At 68.8% G+C, this 16,919-nt stretch carries 14 protein-coding genes; 8 read left to right on the top strand and 6 right to left on the bottom strand.

The annotated features are described in order from the left end of the window. Positions 1–177 precede the first annotated feature (177 nt). The 4 genes from DMC64_RS38205 to DMC64_RS38190 all read left to right on the top strand — a co-directional run bounded on the left by DMC64_RS38205 (position 178) and on the right by DMC64_RS38190 (position 6,543). Positions 178–5,151, top strand: coding sequence for an NAD-glutamate dehydrogenase (locus tag DMC64_RS38205; RefSeq protein ID WP_125737492.1), 4,974 nt, complete (start codon positions 178–180; stop codon positions 5,149–5,151). Further along, positions 5,151–5,570 (top strand): thioesterase family protein, encoded by a 420-nt coding sequence (locus DMC64_RS38200; RefSeq protein WP_038517375.1) that lies wholly within the window; start codon positions 5,151–5,153, stop codon positions 5,568–5,570. Before DMC64_RS38205 ends, DMC64_RS38200 begins: the two co-directional genes overlap by 1 nt. After that, a complete protein-coding gene (locus DMC64_RS38195; protein WP_125737491.1) occupies positions 5,563–6,198 on the top strand; it encodes a hypothetical protein in 636 nt (211 codons plus the stop codon). Before DMC64_RS38200 ends, DMC64_RS38195 begins: the two co-directional genes overlap by 8 nt. 63 nt (positions 6,199–6,261) lie before the next feature. Further along, the gene (locus DMC64_RS38190) at positions 6,262–6,543 is read left to right on the top strand and encodes a hypothetical protein (protein WP_125737490.1); all 282 of its coding nucleotides are present in this window, start codon (positions 6,262–6,264) and stop codon (positions 6,541–6,543) included. Between the two features lie 73 nt (positions 6,544–6,616). Here DMC64_RS38190 and DMC64_RS38185 read toward each other — a convergent pair whose 3' ends face one another. Continuing rightward, a complete protein-coding gene (locus DMC64_RS38185; protein WP_125737489.1) occupies positions 6,617–7,258 on the bottom strand; it encodes a DUF305 domain-containing protein in 642 nt (213 codons plus the stop codon). An 87-nt stretch (positions 7,259–7,345) separates the two neighbouring features. On the opposite strand from DMC64_RS38185, the gene DMC64_RS38180 reads away from it, so the two are divergent. Next, on the top strand, positions 7,346–8,800 hold the full coding sequence (locus DMC64_RS38180; protein ID WP_125737488.1) for an LVIVD repeat-containing protein: 1,455 nt from the start codon (positions 7,346–7,348) through the stop codon (positions 8,798–8,800). Between the two features lie 79 nt (positions 8,801–8,879). Here the strand turns inward: DMC64_RS38180 and DMC64_RS38175 are convergent, their stop codons facing one another. The 3 genes from DMC64_RS38175 to DMC64_RS38165 are packed head-to-tail and all read right to left on the bottom strand — an operon-like array spanning position 8,880 to position 11,826. Next, positions 8,880–10,433 carry a glycoside hydrolase family 13 protein gene (locus DMC64_RS38175; RefSeq protein ID WP_125737487.1) on the bottom strand — a complete coding sequence of 518 codons (1,554 nt, stop codon included), beginning with the start codon at positions 10,431–10,433 and terminating at the stop codon, positions 8,880–8,882. Then, the gene (locus DMC64_RS38170) at positions 10,433–10,828 is read right to left on the bottom strand and encodes a globin (protein ID WP_037347639.1); all 396 of its coding nucleotides are present in this window, start codon (positions 10,826–10,828) and stop codon (positions 10,433–10,435) included. Before DMC64_RS38170 ends, DMC64_RS38175 begins: the two co-directional genes overlap by 1 nt. Before the next feature lie 20 nt (positions 10,829–10,848). After that, positions 10,849–11,826: a mechanosensitive ion channel family protein gene (locus DMC64_RS38165; RefSeq protein WP_037347637.1), complete on the bottom strand. Its 978-nt coding sequence runs from the start codon at positions 11,824–11,826 to the stop codon at positions 10,849–10,851. A 409-nt stretch (positions 11,827–12,235) separates the two neighbouring features. Between DMC64_RS38165 and DMC64_RS38160 the strand changes: the two genes are divergently transcribed. Beyond that, positions 12,236–12,730 carry an HNH endonuclease gene (locus DMC64_RS38160; RefSeq protein ID WP_007034711.1) on the top strand — a complete coding sequence of 165 codons (495 nt, stop codon included), beginning with the start codon at positions 12,236–12,238 and terminating at the stop codon, positions 12,728–12,730. 118 nt (positions 12,731–12,848) lie between these two features. Here DMC64_RS38160 and DMC64_RS38155 read toward each other — a convergent pair whose 3' ends face one another. Next, positions 12,849–13,202: a hypothetical protein gene (locus tag DMC64_RS38155; protein ID WP_016332309.1), complete on the bottom strand. Its 354-nt coding sequence runs from the start codon at positions 13,200–13,202 to the stop codon at positions 12,849–12,851. Positions 13,203–13,480: 278 nt separating this feature from the next. Between DMC64_RS38155 and DMC64_RS38150 the strand changes: the two genes are divergently transcribed. Both DMC64_RS38150 and DMC64_RS38145 read left to right on the top strand, forming a co-directional pair. Beyond that, on the top strand, positions 13,481–13,744 hold the full coding sequence (locus tag DMC64_RS38150) for a hypothetical protein (protein WP_125737486.1): 264 nt from the start codon (positions 13,481–13,483) through the stop codon (positions 13,742–13,744). Further along, on the top strand, positions 13,731–14,213 hold the full coding sequence (locus DMC64_RS38145; RefSeq protein ID WP_038517360.1) for a DUF5130 family protein: 483 nt from the start codon (positions 13,731–13,733) through the stop codon (positions 14,211–14,213). The genes DMC64_RS38150 and DMC64_RS38145 overlap by 14 nt, the downstream gene beginning before the upstream one ends. 84 nt (positions 14,214–14,297) lie before the next feature. Here the strand turns inward: DMC64_RS38145 and pepN are convergent, their stop codons facing one another. Beyond that, positions 14,298–16,871 (bottom strand): aminopeptidase N, encoded by a 2,574-nt coding sequence (gene pepN / locus DMC64_RS38140; protein WP_125737485.1) that lies wholly within the window; start codon positions 16,869–16,871, stop codon positions 14,298–14,300. Positions 16,872–16,919: the final 48 nt, after the last annotated feature.

The raw sequence follows: 16,919 nt of genomic DNA, 5'->3' as shown, positions 1-16,919 counted from the left end.
CCGGCGAGTAGCTGAACCGATCACGGCGATTCCGGTATCTGAGCAGGGAAATCTTCGACGGGCGGGAATGACCCGGCCTTGTGGAGCCGACTGTCCGGAGCTGTAGGTTGGGTCTGGGCCGGTACAGAGTCGTGCCGGTCGCGGTGTCAATCTCGCTACAGTGGAGAGTTGCCTCAAATGAGCTCGACGGGAGTCTCGTCCCTGCCCGGAAAAGATGTCGGCACCGAGGATGGCGCCCGGCGCCGGTCGGCGAACCCGGAGCAGATCCGGGACGACCTGATCGACGCCGCCGCGGCGTACGCCCCGGAGATCGGCGACCTGATCCGCCTGTACTACCGGCACATCCCGGCCGAAGAGATTCTCGGTGACGACCCGGTCGACCTCGTCGGCGCCGTCCGCTCGCATCTGCAGCTCGCGAAGGACCGGATGCCCGGCCGTCCCGCGGTGCGGTTGCTGAACCCGACGGGCCCCGAAGACGGCTGGACGCGTGAAGCCACCGTCGTCCAGGTCGTCACGGACGACATGCCGTACCTGGTGGATTCCGTCGCGGCCGAGTTCGCGCGGGACGGGGTGCAGGTGCAGCGAATCGTGCACCCCATCGTCGTGGTGAGCCGGGATCTGACCGGTGAGCTGTTGGAGGTCCACCCGGACGCCGACCCGGCGGAGCCGCCGGCGAATTCGGCGGCCGAGTCGTGGATGTACATCGAGATCGACCTGGTCACGGACCCGAACCGGGCCCGCGAGCTGGACAACCGGCTGTCGTCGGTCCTGGGTGACGTCCGCGAGGTCGTCGAGGACACCGACAAGATGACGGAGACGGCGCGCCGTCTCGCCGACGAGCTGGACGGGAACCCGCCGCGGCTGCCCGCCAACGAGGTCGCGGAAGGCGCCCGGCTGCTGCGCTGGCTGGCCGAGGGCCACTTCACCTTCCTGGGCTACCGCCGTTACGAGCTGATCGACAACCCGCACCCGGACAGCGAAGAGCCCGCCCTGCGCGCGGTCCTCGCCACCGGGCTGGGCGTGCTGCGCCAGGACAGCCTGGCCGCGCGCAGCCTCACCGCCGGCCCGGACACCGCGGCCTCCGCGCTCGCGCCGACGCTGCTGGTGCTGACCCAGGCGAGCGCGCCGTCCACCGTGCACCGCCCGGTGTATCCGTACTACGTCGGCGTGAAAACGTTCGACGACAACGGGAACGTCACCGGCGAGCACCGGTTCCTCGGCATGTTCACCACCACCGCGCTGCACGAGAACGTGCTCGACATCCCGGTGGTCTGCAACCGGGTCCGCGAGGTCATCCACCGCGCGGGCTTCCCGATGGAGTCCTTCTCCGGCCAGCGGATGCTCGAAGTCCTGCAGAACTGGCCGCGCGCGGACCTGTTCTCGGCCGACACGGACTCGCTGTACTCGACGACGACGGGCGCGATCACGCTTTCGGATCGCAGACGGCTGCGCCTGTTCCTGCGCCGCGACCCGTACGGCCGTTTCTACTCGTGCCTCGTGTACCTCCCGCGCGACCGCTACACGACCCGTTCGCGGCTCGCGATGCAGGAGGTCCTGCTCGAAGAACTCGAAGGCACGCAACTGGAGTACAGCGCGCGTATCGGCGAGACCGTGCTCGCGCAGGTGCACTTCATCGTGCACACCGATCCGTCGCAGCGGTCCGAACCGGACACCCTGCGCATCCAGGAACGGCTCAACGAAGCCGTGCGCAGCTGGGACGACCGGATGGTCGAGGCGATCCTCGCCGAGCGCCGTGAGCGCGCCGGGGACAGCGGCGTCGCGATCGGCCTGCTGGTCGAGGAGTCCGCGGGCGAGCAGGGGCAGCGGTTCGCCGCGGTGTTCCCCGAGGGCTACAAGGAGGACTTCACCGCGCTCGAAGCGCTGGCGGACCTCCGCGCCCTGGAGTCGCTGACCGACGAGGGCGACCTGTCGATGTCGTTCTACCTGCCGGCCGACGCCGAGGCGGGGGAGCGGCGCTTCAAGCTGTACCTGCGCGGAGAGGGCGTCACCCTCTCCCAGGTGCTCCCGGTCCTGCAGCGGATGGGTGTCGAGGTCGTCGACGAGCGGCCGTACGAACTGCGCCGCGAGGACGGCGGCCGGTCCTGGATCTACGACTTCGGCCTGCGGATCGACCCGCAGGTCCTCGACCACGCGGACAGCGACCTGCGCACCCGCTTCCAGGACGCCTTCCACGCCGCCTGGCGCGGCGACTGCGAGGTCGACGGCTTCAACGGTCTCGTCCTGCGCGCCGGGCTCACCTGGCGCCAGGCGGCCATCCTGCGGGCCTATTCGCGGTACCTGCGCCAGACGAAGATCCCGTTCTCGCAGGAGTACATCGAGAACACCGTCCTCGCGCACACCGACATCGCCACCGCGCTGGTGCGGCTGTTCGAGACCCGCTTCGACCTCGCGCTCGGCGACGAAGCGCGCGCGTCGCAGGCCGATCAGCTCACCACCGAGATCGGCAAGCTGGTCGACGAGGTGACGAGCCTCGACGAGGACCGGATCCTGCGGCGGCTGATGTCGGTCATCCTCGCCACGCTGCGGACGAACTACCACGTCACCGACGAGGACGGGAACTCCCGCCCGTACCTGGCGCTCAAACTCGACCCGAGCGCGGTGCCCGAGCTGCCCGAGCCGCGGCCGAAGTACGAGATCTTCGTGTACTCGCCCCGCATCGAGGGTGTGCACCTGCGCTTCGGTGACGTCGCGCGCGGTGGCCTGCGGTGGTCCGACCGCCGGGAGGACTTCCGCACGGAGATCCTCGGCCTGGTCAAGGCGCAGGCGGTCAAGAACGCGGTCATCGTGCCTGTCGGCGCGAAGGGTGGCTTCGTCGTGAAGCGCCCGCCGACGGCCACGGGCGACCCCGGTCTGGACCGCGACGCCCAGCTGAACGAGGGCATCGCCTGCTACCGGATGTTCATCTCCGGCCTGCTCGACGTGACCGACAACCGCGTCGAGGGCAAGACCGTCCCGGCGCCGCGCGTGGTCCGCCACGACGGCGACGACAGCTACCTCGTGGTCGCCGCGGACAAGGGCACCGCGAAGTTCTCCGACATCGCGAACGAGGTCTCGGCGAACTACGGGTTCTGGCTCGGCGACGCCTTCGCGTCCGGTGGCTCGGTCGGCTACGACCACAAGGCCATGGGCATCACCGCGAAGGGCGCTTGGGAGAGCGTCAAACGCAACTTCCGCGAGCTGGGCAAGGACACCCAGACCGAGGACTTCACCGTCGTCGGCATCGGCGACATGATGGGTGACGTCTTCGGCAACGGGATGCTGCTCTCGAAGCACATCCGGCTCGTGGCCGCCTTCAACCACATGCACATCTTCCTCGACCCGAACCCGGATTCGGCGACGTCGTTCGCCGAGCGGCGCAGGCTGTTCGATCTGCCTCGTTCGTCGTGGGAGGACTACGACCGCTCGCTGATCAGCGAGGGCGGAGGGATCTACTCGCGGTCGGCGAAGACGATCCCGGTCAGCCCGCAGGTCCGCGAGGCGCTCGGCCTCGGCGAGGACGTCACGAAACTGGCGCCCAACGACCTGATGCAGGCGATCCTGCTGGCGCCGGTCGAGCTGCTGTGGAACGGCGGCATCGGCACCTACGTCAAGGCCGAGAACGAGACCCACGCGGACGCGGGCGACAAGGCCAACGACGCCCTGCGCGTCAACGGCAACCAGCTTCGCGTCAAGGTCGTCGGCGAGGGCGGGAACCTGGGCCTGACCCAGCTCGGCCGGATCGAGTTCGCCCGCGCGGGCGGCAAGATCAACACCGACGCGCTCGACAACTCCGCCGGCGTGGACTGCTCCGACCACGAGGTCAACATCAAGATCCTGCTGGACCACCTGGTCTCGACCGGATCGCTGGACGCCGAGCAGCGCAACGAACTGCTCGAGCAGATGACCGACGAGGTCGGCGAGCTCGTGCTGGCCGACAACTACCGGCAGAACGCGGTGCTCGGGGTCAGCCGGGCGCACGCCGGCCCGATGGTCTCGGTGCACCAGCGGCTCGTCGCGGCGCTCGTCGCGAAGGGCGCCTTCGACCGCAAGCTCGAAGCGCTGCCGAGTTCGGCGGAGTTCCGCGCGCTGGAGAAGGCGGGCGAGGGTCTCACCTCGCCGGAACTGGCGACGCTGCTCGCGCACGTCAAGCTCGACCTCAAGGACGAGCTGCTGGCCAGTGAACTGCCGGACTCCGAGGTGTTCTCACGCCGCCTGCCCGAGTACTTCCCGAAGCCGCTTCGGGAGCGCTTCGGCGACGCGATCTTCCAGCACCCGCTGAAGCGCGAGATCATCACGACGATGGTGGCCAACGAGGTCGTCGACGGCGCCGGGATCTCGTACGTCTTCCGCCTGATGGAGGAGATGAACGCGACCGCGACCGACGCCGTCCGCGCGTACGCCGTGGTCACCCACGTGTACGACCTGCCTTCGCTGTGGGCCCAGATCGACGCGCTGGACAACGTCGTGCCGACCGAGGTCGCCGACGAGATGATGCTGGAGACCCGCAGGCTGCTCGACCGCGCCGCTCGCTGGTTCCTCACCAACCGGCCGCAGCCGCTGGCCCCGCTCGCCGAGATCAACCGGTTCGGCCGGGTCGTCGGCGAGCTGGCCCCGAGGGCGCACGAACTGCTTCGCGGTGTCGAGTGCGCTTCGGTGGACGCGAACACCGAGCGGCTGATCGGGAAGGGCGTCCCGGCGGAACTCGCCGGACGGGTGGCGCTGCTGCTGCACACCTACGGCCTGCTCGACGTCACCGACGTCGCGGAGCTGGCCGAGCAGCAGGCGGGGATCGACGCGGTGCACACCCCGACGGAGACGGCGGGCCTGTACTACGCGCTTTCCGACCACCTCGGCATCGACAAGATGCTGACGTCGATCAGCGGTCTCGAACGCGGCAACCGCTGGCACGCGCTCGCGCGGCTGGCGCTGCGGGACGACGTCTACGGTTCCCTGCGGACGATCACGCTGGACGCCTTGCGGCACAGCGATTCGGGCACCGACCCGGACGAGAAGATCGCCCACTGGGAGAAGACGAACGCCTCGAGGCTGCAGCGGGCCCGGGTCGCGCTGGACGAGATCAGCCAGTTCGGCAAGCTCGACCTGGCGACACTGTCGGTGGCGGCTAGGCAAATCCGGAGCACGGTGAGGTAGTGAGCTACATTTCCCTGATCCGGCCGCGCTGGTCGGATATGGACGTCTACGGGCACGTCAACCACGCGAACATGGTGACCCTGCTCGAAGAGGCACGGATCCCGCTGTTGTTCGGGGACGCCGTCCGCGCCGGGCTCACCGAACTGCCGAAGGGCATCGTGGTGGTGAAGCTGGCCGTCCATTACCGTTCGCCGATCGTGGTGTCCGATCAGGACATCCGGGTGGAGATCTCGTTGAAGGACTTGAAGCACGCCAGCTTCACCCTCGGCTACCGGGTGCATTCCGGGCCCGCCGAGGCCGACAAGGTCGCGGTCACCGCCGAGACGGTGCTCGCGCCGTTCGACACCGCGTCCGAGCGGCCCCGCCGGCTGACCGAGGACGAACGTGCCTTCCTGGAGAAGGGGTTCGCGGATGCCTGAGCTCGTCATCCCGGACCCGGGCGACCGCGAAACGCTCGGCGCGTTCGTGGCCAGGGCGGTCCGGCTCGACCAGAACACGCTGGTGCGGTTGCGGCAGCGGGGTGACGGTGTCGTCGAGGCGTGGTGCGCGACGCCGTTCGAGGTCCTGGCCACCAGGGCCGTCGCCGGTGACATCACGCCGTCGGACATCACCGTGTCCGGGAACGAGCTGCTCGCCGCGCTGACCGTCGCCGGCGGCGAGCGGATGGATCCGGGCCCCGCCCGCGATCTGATGTGGCATTCCGAGCTGCCCGCGCCGGGCCGCTGGCAGCTGGTGGACGAACTGCCGGCGACGGTGATCTCGGAGCTGGCCGATCGCGGGGTCACCCTCGCGCGCGACAACGTGGGCCCGCACGGCACGCCGCCCGCGTCGCTGATGGACCAGGCGGTGCTCACCGTTTCGGGCAACGAGCTGGAGATCAAGGTCCAGATGCGGTGCCTGTTCGCGTTGTCGGGGATGGGTTTCGTGGACTCGTCGATCGACGGCGACGTCGTCCGGGTGACCGCGACGGATTCGTGGATGCGCATCGACGCCCGCTACGGCGCCGTCCTCAAGCGCCGCCACGCGCTCCTGCCGCTGCTGTTCTGACGGGTTTCTTACCGCATGACGCCGCGGGTGGCTTCCGGCCGCCCGCGGCGTCATGCTGTCTCCATGAACGATAAGGACGGGGACGACCCCACCGCGGACTTCCTCGCCGAGGTCCGGCCGGAGGAGACGCCGTGGCGGACCGAGCGCCCGCCGGGTGAGGAGGCGCCCGAACGCGCCGAACGCCCGGAGAAGTGGGGCCGCGCCAAGAGCGCCGGACGGGCCGCGGCGAAGGCGGCGCCCTACGTCCAGGCCGCCGCGCTGGCGACCTGGATCGTCTCGGGCACCCTCGACGACGACTCCGGCGACTCCGGTTTCGGCGACATGGGCTCTTCCGGCGACGCCTGACTCCCGCGTTTCGTCCTCTGAATGCGGTAGTTGGCGTTACGAACTACCGCATTCAGAGGACGAAACGCGAGGCTTAGAGCTTTCCGCGCATCGCTTTCATGCGCTCGATCTCGGCGGTCTGGCCGGTGATGACCTCCTGCGCCATCTCCTGCGCCTTGATCTCCACGCCCTTGCCGAGCTGGGCTTCGGCCATGGTCAGCGCGCCCTGGTGGTGCGCGATCATCAGGTCGAGGAACAGCTTTTCGAACGCCGCCCCGTTCGCCGCGCGCAGATCCGCCAGCTGGGCCTCGGTCGCCATCCCGGGCATGAGCGCGTGATCGTGCCCGCCCCCGTGGCCCGCGTGCCCTTCGCCCGGCACCGGCTTGCCGCGATCGGCCAGCCAGGTCTTCATCATCGTGATCTCGCCGTCCTGCGCGACCGAGATCCGCCCGGCGATCGCCCGGATCTGCTCGTTGGCCGTCTTGCCCGGCACCAGGTCGGTCATCACCTTCGCCTGCTGGTGGTGGGGGATCATCATCGTCATGTACTCGACGTCGGCCTCGTTGGGCTGATCGCGGTTCACCGGACCGCGGGAGCCGGTGCTCGCCTGCTCGCCGGGTTTGCCGGGGGCGATCACCGGCGCGCTCTGGGCCGGTGCGGCGGGGTCCGCGTCACCGGTGCAGCCCGAGACGAGGAAAGCGGCGGCGACCAGCGCCGATGTCAAACTTTTTCGCATCCCGGGAGTTCCTCCGTTGGTCGGTATCTGTTGAGCCTAAATAAGGAATAAGGTGCGCGTAAAGCTGGGTGGAAGGAGAGCCATATCGTGCTGCAGCCTGGGCTGAAACGTCGCTTGACCAGGGTCTTCGTGTCGGCGGCCGCGGTCGCCGCACTCGGGGCCTCCAGTGCGCTCGCCGCGCCGGCCGTCGTCGCCGAACCGTCGGCGGCCGCGATCCCGGGTGTGGACGAGATCGTCCACAGCCCGAATCTCCGGTCGATCGCGAACGTCCCGCAGCAGGGACCGTTCACCAAGGACTCGACCGGCACCGACATCGCGTTCACCAAGGGCCACGCGATCATCGGTACCTACGACGGGTTCAACGTCTTCGACGTCCGCAACCCGTACCGCCCGAAGATCGTCAGCCAGGTCCTGTGCCCTGGCGGGCAGAACGACGTGTCGATCTCCGGGGACCTGCTCTTCCTGTCGACCGACTCGTCGCGCAGCGACAACTCGTGCAACAGCGTCGCGAAGCCCGCGTCGGAGAAGTCGGCGTGGGAGGGCATCAAGATCTTCGACATCTCGAACCTCGCGGCGCCGAAGTACGTCGCGGCGATCGAGACCGACTGCGGTTCGCACACCAACACCCTGGTGCCGGACAAGCGCGGCAAGGACGTCTACATCTACGTCTCGTCGTACGCGCCCGCGGCGAACCTGCCCGACTGCCAGCCGCCGCACGACAAGCTGTCCATCATCAAGGTCCCGGTGAAGGACCCGGCGAAGGCCGCGCTGGTCGCGACGCCGGTGCTGTTCCCGGACGGCGGCAACGAAGGCGGCACCAACCCCGACGGCACCCGCCGCTCGGCGACCACCGGTTGCCACGACCTCACGGCGCTCCCGGAGAAGGACCTGATGGCCGGCGCCTGCATGGGTGACGGCGTCCTGCTCGACATCTCCGACCGGCTCAAGCCGCGGGTCATCAACCGGGTCCAGGACAACGTGAACTTCGCGTTCTGGCACAGCGCCACCTTCAACAACGACGCCACCAAGATCGTCTTCACCGACGAACTCGGCGGCGGCGGGATGGCGACCTGCCTGGAGAAGTTCGGCTCCACCCGCGGTGCCAACGGCATCTACCAGATCACCGGCCGCGGCGACGACCGCAAGCTGGAGTTCGTCAGCTACTACAAGATCCCGCGGCTGCAGTCCGAGACCGAGAACTGCGTGGCGCACAACGGTTCGCTGATCCCGGTGCCGGGCAAGGACATCATGGTCCAGTCCTGGTACCAGGGCGGTGTCTCGGTGTGGGACTTCACCGACGCGAAGAACCCGAAGGAGATCGCGTTCTGGGAGCGGGGCCCGCTCTCGAACGAGAAGCTCGTCGGCGGCGGGACGTGGTCGACGTACTGGTACAACGGCTACATCTTCTCGTCCGACATCGTGAAGGGCCTGGACGTCCTGGACCTCAACGACTGGCGGACCTTCCCGGCGAAGCTCGTCCGGCAGAACCAGTTCAACGCCCAGACGCAGTACAAGCTGCACCCGGGCTTCAACAACAACTGACCCGGTAACGCGCCATGAACGGTCCGTTCCTTGCAAATTTTGCAAGGAACGGACCGTTCATTGCACGCGGGGGAGGGGTTCAGACGAGCCAGGCGGCCGCGTCCGGCGGCAGTTTCCCGTTCACCAACGGCACGCTCGACAGCAACACCTCACCCGGCGGCAACGCGATCGGGCTCGCCGACGTGTTCAGCGCGCAGACCAGCCCGCCACCACGCCGCCGGAACGCGAAACAGCCGGCCGGGGCGCCGTACCACTCCAGCTCGTCCCCGCGGAAAGCCTGGTGCGACTTGCGGATTTCGATCGCCCGCCGGTACAGCGAGAGCGTCGACGCCGGATCCTCCAGCTGCGCTTCGACGGTCACCGGCGCCCACGAGGCGGGCATCGGCAGCCAGGTCCTCGGATTGCGCGAGAAACCGAACGGCGGCAGGTCGCCTTCCCACGGCAGCGGCACGCGTGACGCGTCCCGGCCGAACTCGGCACCGGAGATCTTGGCGCGCGGGTCCGCGACCGCGTCGGGCGGGATGTCGACGTTGCCGAGCCCCAGTTCCTCGCCGTTGTACAGATAGACCGCACCGGGCAGCGCCAGCTCGACGAGTGCCATCGCCCTGGCGCGCCGGACGCCGCGTTCGCCGCCGCCGTACCGGCTGACCTGGCGCCAGACGTCGTGGTTGCTCAACGTCCAGGTGGCGGGCGCCCCGGCGGCCTTCGGCACCGCCAGGGACCGCTCGATGGCCGTCCGTAGCGCGTCCGCGTCGAAATGCGTGAGGACGAGCCGGAAGTTGAACGCCAGGTGCAGCTCGTCCGGCCGCAGATAGCGGGCGAGGCGTTCCTCGTCGGTCACCCAGATCTCGCCGACGGCCATGGTGCCCGGGTATTCGTCGAGCACCTTGCGGATCATCTGGTGGATCTCGTGGACGCGGTCGTTGTCGAAGCGCGGATCGTAGAACTCGCTCGGCCCCAGCGGGTTCACCCGCGGGTCCATGTCCGGCAGGCCCGGCGGTTTCGCCATACCGTGCGCGACGTCGATGCGGAACCCGTCCACGCCGTGGTCCAGCCAGAACCGCAGCGTCCGCTCCAGGTCGGCGGCGACCTCGTGGTTGGCCCAGTTCAGATCCGGTTGCTGCGGGGAGAACAGGTGCAGGTACCACTGGCCGTCCGGCACCCGGGTCCACGCCGGGCCGCCGAACGAGCTGACCCAGTTGTTCGGCGGCTGGTCGCCGCGCGGGCCGAGCCCGTCACGGAAGATGTAGCGATCCCGCTCCGGGCTGCCCGGCGGCGCCGCCATCGCCGATTTGAACCAGGCGTGGGTGTTGCTGGTGTGGTTGGGGACGACGTCGACGGTGACCTTGATGCCGCGTTTGTGCGCCTCGGTCAGCAGGACGTCGAAATCGCCGAGGGTGCCGAACATCGGGTCGACGTCGCGCGGGTCGGCGATGTCGTAGCCGTGATCGGCCATGGGGGAGCGGTAGAACGGCGTCAGCCACAGCGCGTCGACCCCGAGCAGCTCCAGGTACCCGAGCTTGCCGCGGATGCCTTCGAGGTCACCGACGCCGTCCCCGTCCGAATCGGCGAACGAGCGCACGTAGACCTGGTAGAAGACCGCCTGGGCCCACCAAGCCACGTCGCGTTCCATCACACGAAACTGTTCATCATGCTGTTGGCGGCCATCTCCAGGTACGCCCACAGCTGCCCGCGGTAGGGCTCCTCGATGTGCTCCTCGTCGACCGCGATCTTGATGCAGCGCAACCAGGCGTCGCGTTCGATCGGGCCGATCTTGAACGGGGCGTGCCGCATCCGCAGCCGCGGGTGACCGCGCTGGTCGGAGTAGGTGTGCGGGCCGCCCCAGTACTGCATGAGGAACAGCCGGAAACGCTCCTCGGCCGGGCCGAGGTCCTCCTCCGGGTACAGCGGGCGAAGCACCTCGTCGACCGCCACTTCGGCGTAGAACCGCGCGACGATCCGGGTGAACACCGGTTCGCCGCCGATGGCTTCGTACAAGGTGGTGGGGTCAGGTTCGGTCACGGACACAGCTCCATTCTGCCCTTGTCCTACTGCGAGGCCGGGCCGGACGACATAAAGCGCCCCAGCGGTGGCTCGAAGCCGGCTTCGTCGAGCGCGGCGAGCAGGTGCGCCCGCAGCGCGCGCTGCACGGCCCACTGCTTGCCCGGCCGGACCTTCACCGTCAGCCGGAGCTTGATGCCTTCGGGCGTGACGGTCTCCACACCGAGCATCTCCGGCGGTTCCAGCACGTTCGGCGAGAGGCTTTCGCTCTCCAGGAGCGTCTTCGCCTTCTCGGCCATCAGTTCGGTGGCCTTCTCGACGTCGGCGGAGTAGCTGAGCGGCACGTCGACGACGGCCACCGCGAAACCCTGGCTCGAGTTGCCGACCCGCAGCACCTCGCCGTTGCGGACGTACCAGACGGTGCCGTTGATGTCACGCAGGGTGGTGATCCGGAGGCCGACGGCCTCGACGGTGCCGGACGCCTCGCCGACGTCGACGACGTCACCGACGCCGTACTGGTCCTCGATCATCATGAACATGCCGGACAGGAAGTCCTTGACCAGGTTCTGCGCGCCGAACCCGAGCGCCACGCCGACGATGCCCGCCGAAGCGATGATCGGCGCGAGGTCGATACCCAGTTCGCCCAGCACCAGGATGAACGCGAGGCCGTAGATCAGGAACGTGGCCATCGACTTGAGCACCGAGCCGATGGTGGCGGCGCGCTGACGGCGCCGTTCCATCACCGCCGACCCGAGCACTTCGGGAGCCTTCTCCCGCAGCGGTCTCAACAGGGCGGGCAGTTTCGACGATCCGCTCGGCATCCGCGTCACGCGGTTGATCAGGCGCCGCACCAGGTACCGCAGCAGGAACGCCACGGCGACGATCATCAGGATCCTGAGCGGCTTCGTCAGCAGCCAGCCTGCCGACGCGGAGAGCCATTCGTTCTTTGTGACCTGGAACACCTGGTAGCACAGGCTCCCGGCTTCGCGCGTGCAGGCCGGGGGTTCGGTGGGCAGCAGGTTCACGGAGAGGAAATGTCCTTTCGTACTCGGCGGGGATCGGTCACGCCACACGCCCCGGCGGATGCGAAACACCCAACTTCATGTGGCCGCCGGGTCGCGCGCATGTGACACGTCCAGTAACACACGTGCACTTTGGGGCTGATCTGTGGTCGACTATGCCTGCACCGGTGGAGGTGGTCGAGTGCCAGACCGACAACCCATCCCCCTCGGCGTCCCGAGCCAAGCCGTGGCCGGACAGGCGCCGGAGGTCGTGTTGCGCGCCCATCCGGGAGGTGCCCCCTCGCACGGGGCCCCACCGGGCGGGCCGGGAACGCGGCCAGGGGGTGTTGCCCGCCCGCCCGGACAGCGTAGAGGGCGGGATCCGTCGACTACGGCGGCACCCACTACGACTTCGTGGGGCCGCAGACGGGTATTGCTGTTGAACGCCACGTTCGAACCGCTCACGGCGCTGCCGTTGCGGCGCGCGGTGGTCCTCGTGATGTGCGGCAAGGCCGAGGTGGTGCACGGAGACCCGGCGGGGCTCGAACTGCACGCCGCCACGGTCTCGCTGCCCGTGCCTTCGGTGATCCGGCTGAGTACCTACGTGCGCGTGCCCTACCGCGCGCAGGTGCCGCTGACCCGGGCCGGGCTGATGCACCGCGACCGGTACCGCTGCGCCTACTGCGGAGGGCGGGCCGAGACCATCGACCACGTCGTCCCGCGCAGTCGCGGAGGGCCCCACAGCTGGACGAACTGCGTGGCGTGTTGCGCCAAGTGCAACCACCGGAAGGCGGACAAGCTGCTTTCCGAGATCGGCTGGCGCCTGCGCGTCGTGCCGAGGGCCCCGCACGGGCCGCACTGGCGACTGCTCGCGCATTCGAAGGAGGCCGACCCGTTGTGGCGGCCGTACCTGGGAACCGCGGCCTGATCCGACCATGAACACGTCGGCGCCCCGGCTGCCTTTCGGCGGCCGGGGCGGGCCGATGACGCCGTGGTGAAGCTCGCTACGAGTACGCCGTTCCCCTACAAACCGGTCGCGCTCGGACTCAGGCGGCGAGAGAGAAGTCGCTCTGGCAGGTGACGCGGGTGCCACGGGTGACCCGGGTGCCGCGAGTGACACGCGTGCCGCAGGTGACGCGGGTGCCCGCCGTCACGCGGGTGCCACGGGTGACTCGCGTGCCACGGGTGACGCGGGTTCCGGCGGTGACGCGGGTGCCACGCGTGACGCGGGTTCCGCGGGTGACCCTGGTTCCGGCGGTGACCCGCGTACCGCGAGTGACGCGAGTACCGCGCGTAACCCGTGTGCCCGCCGTCACACGCGTACCGGGGACGAATCCAATTTCGAAGAGTGACGAAATGTCGTCGATGATCGCCTGGCCGGGTGTCTGGGTGCTCTGCATGACATATCCTCCTGCGACCGGTGCGTTACCTGCTGGGGTGGGGGAGCTGGGCGCAAGGCCCGTACAGGTGAAAAAGCTACGAGGATTTCAAGGCCGCGACAAGACGACAGCGCCGGGTGCGGCCGCCCGTACGTTGAGTTGCAACCTTTCGGCCTTGCGGGCTTCGCCCCAACGTGGGAGCGCTTTCGCGGCAAGCGGCGGACGGCCACCTGAGGACGATGAGCGGTAGGGGCCGTGCGAGCGGGTGCGGCCGCACGCCATCGGATACGCTCACGCGCGTGAACCTTGTCGAGACGATCCTGGTCTTCGCGGTGATCCCCTTGGCCATCTACGCGCTGTGCGGGGTGGCCACGCTGCGGTCGAAGGGCGCGGGCGTCGCCCGGTACCGGCCGGGGCAGCCGTGGGAGTACCCGGCCATGTGGTGGAGCGCCAACCCCGAAGGTGTCGGCGCGAGGCATTCGCACGCGAACGAGGGCGGCGCGACCGCCGTCGTCGCCGCGGACGGAGCGACGGTGACGGGAGGCGCTCGTGGCAACTGGTGAACTGACCCATTCGTCCACCGCTGTTGACGAAGAGCCCGGTTACGGCGCCGCCGTTACCTCGAGCGGCCGGATTTCCGCCGCCAAGATGTACGAACCGGCTGGTCCGATCAGCCCATTCACGACCCAGCAGCTCGCCCGGCTGGACGAGGCGCTGACGCTCGCCAGCCGTGAGACCGGCCTGGACTTCAGTGTGTACCTGGGCGACCTCGGCGAGGACACCCGTGCCACCGCCGAAGGCTTGCTGGCCTCGACGGACAACGCGGCCGACGGTGTCGTCATCGCCGTGTCGCCCGGCCAGCGGGCGATCGAGGTCGTGACGGGCTCGCAGGCCCGGCACCGTCTGCCCGACCGCGGCGCGAAGCTCGCCGTGGCCAGCATGGTGGCCTCGTTCAAGGAAGGCGACCTCGTCGGTGGCCTCGTGAACGCCCTCCGCATGCTGAGCGACCAGGCGGGCGCTCCGCAGCACTGACGCTCTTCAAGCCGCTTCAAGTGCAATGAAAGGTCCTTTCCTCGCAAAATTTGCGAGGAAAGGACCTTTCATTGCATTACGGGACTAGTTGCCGGCCTGCGAGTCGAACTCACGGGCGGCCAGCGCCCGCACGATCCCGGCCCGGCCTTCCGACACGAGACGGCGCAGCGCCGCCGGGTGCTCCCCGGCCAGCCACTCGTCCGACGCCGTGACGGCCGCCGGCTCGACGGCCCACGACGGGTACAGCCCGACCACGGTCGGCTGCGCCCGCTCGCTGGAGCGCCGCTGCCACACCTCGTCGATGACCTCGAAGTAGCGCGTCACGTAGTCGCCCAGCAGGTGCTTCTGGCCCGGGTGGGAGAAGCCGGTGATGAGCGAGTCGCTGACCGCGTTGGGCAGCTCGTCGTCGTACACCGCCCGCTGCCACGCGTCGGCCTTCGCCTCGGCGGTCGGCCGCAGCGCCCGCGAGCGCTCCGCCTGCCGCCGTCCGGCGGCGGTGTCGTCCTTGCCGAGCTCCGCGTCGATCTCGGGGTTCTCCGCCTTGCCGTGCGCGACCAGCGCGTGCAGCAGCCGCCAGCGCAGGTCGGTGTCGACGGTCAGGCCCTCCAGCGGCGCCGTGCCGTCGAGCCAGCCCGCGATGATCGCCAGCGTCTTGTCGTCGAGCACGCAACCGGCGAGCGAGTTCACGAACGCGAGCTGGTGGTCCGAACCGGCCTCGGCGCCCTGCGCCAGCTCCAGCAGCCGCGCGGAGAACTCCGGCCAGCCCTTTTCCGCCGCCCACTCCGGCTTCGCGTACGAGTTCAGCGCCGTCTGCGCCTGCAGCAGCAGCCGCTGCACCACACCGACCTCGGTCTCGGTGTGCACGCCGCGCTGCACCAGCGTGACGAAGTCGCGGGCCTTGAGCTCGGCTTCGCGCGTCATCTCCCACGCCGCCGACCAGCACAGCGTGCGGGGCAGCGGTTCGGTGATGTCGGCGATGCGGTCGATCAGCGTGGTCAGCGACGCCGGGTCGAGCCGCATCGTGCAGTAGGTCAGGTCGTCGTCGTTGACCAGCACGAGCTTGCCCGCCGGGAGCCCGACCAGCCCCGGCACCTCGGTGCGCTCGCCGTCCACGTCGAGCTCGACGCGGTGCTTGCGGACGATCTTGCCGTTCTCGTCCTCGTCGTAGACGCCGACCGCGACGCGGTGCGTGCGCAGCTCACCGGCACCCGGCTTGGCGCCGGTCTGGGTGACGGCGAACGCGGTGTACGTGCCGTCGGCGCCGACCTCGTAGCGCGGGCTCAGCGAGTTGAGACCGGTGGTCTCCAGCCACTGCGCGCTCCACCACGACAGGTCGCGGCCCGAGGCCTCTTCCAGCGCGCCCAGCAGGTCCGCCAGGGTCGCGTTGCCCCAGGCGTGCTTGCCGAAGTACACCTTGAGGCCTTCGAGGAAGTGCTCCAGCCCGACATAGGCGACGAGCTGCTTGAGCACGCTCGCGCCCTTGGCGTAGGTGATGCCGTCGAAGTTCACCTCGACCGCGTGCAGGTCGACGATGTCCGCGGCGATCGGGTGCGTCGAGGGCAGCTGGTCCTGCCGGTACGCCCACGACTTCTCGATGTTCGCGAAGCTGGTCCACGCGTTCTTGTACTCGGTGGCCTCGGCCTGGGCCAGCACGCTCGCGAAGGTCGCGAACGACTCGTTCAGCCACAGGTCGTCCCACCAGCGCATGGTGACCAGGTCGCCGAACCACATGTGCGCCATCTCGTGCAGCAGCGTCTCGGCGCGGCGCTCGTAGGCGTAGCGGGTGACCCGGCTGCGGAAGACGTAGTCCTCCAGGAACGTGACCGCGCCGGCGTTCTCCATCGCGCCCGCGTTGAACTCCGGCACGAACAGCTGGTCGTACTTGGAGAACGGGTACGGGGTCGCGAACTTCTCGTGGTAGAAGGCGAAACCCTGCTTGGTCTCGGTGAACAGCTTGTCCGCGTCCATGTGCTCGGCGAGCGAGGCGCGGCAGTAGATGCCCAGCGGGATCGTGCGGTGTTCGTCGGAGAATTCGTCGCGCCACTCGCTGTACGGGCCGGCGATCAATGCGACCAGGTACGTCGAGATCCGCTCGGACACCTTGAACACGGTGCGGACGGCCCCTTCCGGGGTCTCCTCCGTCGATTCGATCAGCGCGTTCGAGACGACCTTCCAGTCCTTCGGCGCGATCACGGTGAGCCGGTAGACCGACTTGAGGTCGGGCTGGTCGAAGCAGGCGAACATGCGCTTCGCGTCCGCGGTCTCGAACTGCGTGTAGAGGTAGACGCCGTCGTCGACCGGGTCGACGAACCGGTGCAGGCCCTCGCCGGTGTTCATGTACCGGCAGACCGCGTCCACGACGAGCTCGTTCGACTCGGCGAGCCCGGGCAGCTCGACGCCCTTGTCCTCGACGTACCCGCTGACGTCGAGGTCCGTCCCGTTGAGGACGGCCGACTCGATCCCCTCGGCGACGATGTCGACCCACGACGCTTCGCCGCTTCTGGCGCTCGCGAACTTGATCGTCGTCTTCGACGTGAAGGTCTTCTCACCGGGACCGCCACGGCCGTCGGTCAGATCCAGCTCGATGTCGTAGGACTCGACGTCGAGCAGATCCGCGCGCAGCTTGGCTTGGTCTCGGGTCAGGTTGGGGGCGGGCACTGGCACCTCTGGTCATCGGTATCGGTTTTGGTTTCCAACTACAGGCAT

It is taken from the genome of Amycolatopsis sp. WAC 04197 (assembly GCF_003947475.1).
In the GTDB taxonomy this organism is placed as follows: Bacteria; Actinomycetota; Actinomycetes; order Mycobacteriales; family Pseudonocardiaceae; genus Amycolatopsis; species Amycolatopsis japonica.
The sequence above is the reverse complement of the archived record's forward strand: the minus strand, read 5'-3'. Positions and strand labels throughout refer to the sequence as shown.

Excerpts from the sequence above, each read along its gene's own strand:
- DMC64_RS38205 (WP_125737492.1), top strand. The coding sequence starts at position 178 with ATGAGCTCGACGGGAGTCTCGTCCCTGCCCGGAAAAGATGTCGGCACC.
- DMC64_RS38195 (WP_125737491.1), top strand. The coding sequence starts at position 5,563 with ATGCCTGAGCTCGTCATCCCGGACCCGGGCGACCGCGAAACGCTCGGC.
- DMC64_RS38190 (WP_125737490.1), top strand. The coding sequence starts at position 6,262 with ATGAACGATAAGGACGGGGACGACCCCACCGCGGACTTCCTCGCCGAG.
- DMC64_RS38185 (WP_125737489.1), bottom strand. The coding sequence starts at position 7,258 with ATGCGAAAAAGTTTGACATCGGCGCTGGTCGCCGCCGCTTTCCTCGTC.
- DMC64_RS38175 (WP_125737487.1), bottom strand. The coding sequence starts at position 10,433 with ATGGAACGCGACGTGGCTTGGTGGGCCCAGGCGGTCTTCTACCAGGTC.
- DMC64_RS38155 (WP_016332309.1), bottom strand. The coding sequence starts at position 13,202 with ATGCAGAGCACCCAGACACCCGGCCAGGCGATCATCGACGACATTTCG.